The organism is Allobosea sp. P1_A7 (assembly GCF_056406775.1).
Map to the genome: position 1 here is coordinate 1 of NZ_JBFTZN010000535.1, position 1,689 is coordinate 1,689.

Consider the following 1,689-nt stretch of genomic DNA (forward strand, 5'->3'; position numbering starts at 1 on the left):
CCGGTTGTGGCTGTTAGGCTATGTGATCAACCCATCAGCGGAGAGATTGACAGCTAACGCGCCTCGGGCTTGATCAAGCTATGAACGATGCAGTCGACCCGGTCAGCCACCAACAGCAACGTCTGAAGATTGGGCGTCTAGGCTCGATTCAGGTATTGCGCGCTGTGGCGGTAATTTTTGTGCTCGCCTTGCACATGTCATCTCAGGCCGTCGTTGTTTCTGGCCAAGCAGGCTTTTGGAACCAAGCAGCCGCGCGTATCGCTGCCTTCGGTCACTCCGGTGTTGATCTGTTCTTCGTGATCAGCGGCGCTGTGATGTACTTTGTGTCAACGAACGCAGATGGCCCAAACCGGATAAGCAAGGCCGCAATTTTTCTGATTAGGCGCGCTTTTCGAATCTTCCCGGTTTTCTGGATATCCATGGCATTTGCCGCATATACATCAGCGCAGCCGTTGGCTGACACATCGCTGCTCAAATTTATGCGCGGGGTTCTCTTAATCGATTCCCCGGATTTTCACCCGGTTAGCTGGACTCTGGTTATTTAGATCAGATTCTACCTAATCTTTTCCGTTCTCATGGCGATATTTTCGGCGCTACCCCGAGTATTTCTCGCTTGGACCATAACAAAATTCGTTACTGGAATTGCTTGGCATGCCCTTTTTGTCACCGAGGAATTTAAGGAATTCATTCGCATAGTATTGGACAACTGGTGGCTATGGACATTCACTAGTCCGATGATGTGCGAATTTGCTTTCGGCGTGTTATCCGCAATGGCGATTACGTACTACGGACCCAATTACGTACTACGGACCCATCGCACTTCGTTACTCTCCGGCGCTAATCACCCTTGGATTGGCAGCGATAGATGGAAGTTCAATCATTGTTTTTAGAAACCCATCGCTGGTGATTGGCAACTACAGCGTAATTCTTTTCGGTCTGCCAATGGCGATGGTGTTAACTGGGGTTGTCACCCTAGAGATTTATAGAGGGTTTAGAACACCAAAATGGATGACGGCTCTTGGTGATATTTCATACTCTATTTATCTGTGGCACCTTCCTATTCTGGTATTAGCCACGTCGGTTTTTGCCTTGCAAAGCCATACGAAATCAGGGGGATTGTACTTAGCCATCTGCCTCCCGCTCATTATCGCAGTGGCAGCGGCTAGTTATTATTTACTTGAGCGGCCGTTCATGAAGATTGCTGAAGTGGCGACGCGAGCGCTTGGGAGCCGAAGCGCGCCGTTGATGGCGTCATCACCCCAAATCTACGCGCCTACGCAGGCCACGCTAGCGCCGGCAGATCTGAGACAATAGTCTCGACAGTTGGCCGCGGGCGTTCCCCGGCCTGCACCTTCGCCAATTCTCCGTACGCGTAAGCCCAGACGGCATCTCGCCACGCCGCGAAGGCGACCGCCTCAGCCGCCCAGGCGGCATTCTTCGACCCGAGATATGACACGCAGGTCACACCGCTGTCGTACCCTCGCTGGTTCGCAACCGCGTCGATGTGGCGCTGGATGGCGAAGCGATAATCATCGATCGTTGGTAACTGGTGCGAGCGGGCCACCTTGCGACGATCGATAACCCCGCTTGCTGATCCACTATCGCCGCCTGGACTGGCCGGTGGGGATGAAGTGATAGTGGTTGCGGATGGTGGCGACGCTCAGCGGGATATCGTTCCAGACCTCGCTG

The 1,689-nt window shown here is 53.2% G+C and carries 2 protein-coding genes; both read left to right on the forward strand.

What is annotated here, in order from left to right; all coding sequences use genetic code 11:
• The first annotated feature begins 80 nt into the window (after nucleotides 1-80).
• The gene (locus AC1D34_RS37350) at nucleotides 81-545 is read left to right on the forward strand and encodes an acyltransferase family protein (RefSeq protein ID WP_476827001.1); all 465 of its coding nucleotides are present in this window, start codon (nucleotides 81-83) and stop codon (nucleotides 543-545) included.
• Between the two features lie 307 nt (nucleotides 546-852).
• On the forward strand, nucleotides 853-1,314 hold the full coding sequence (locus tag AC1D34_RS37355; protein WP_476827002.1) for an acyltransferase family protein: 462 nt from the start codon (nucleotides 853-855) through the stop codon (nucleotides 1,312-1,314).
• Nucleotides 1,315-1,689 lie beyond the last annotated feature (375 nt).

What these genes read in the sequence shown, in the direction of transcription:
- AC1D34_RS37350 (WP_476827001.1), top strand. Translation starts at nt 81, where the DNA reads ATGAACGATGCAGTCGACCCGGTCAGCCACCAACAGCAACGTCTGAAG.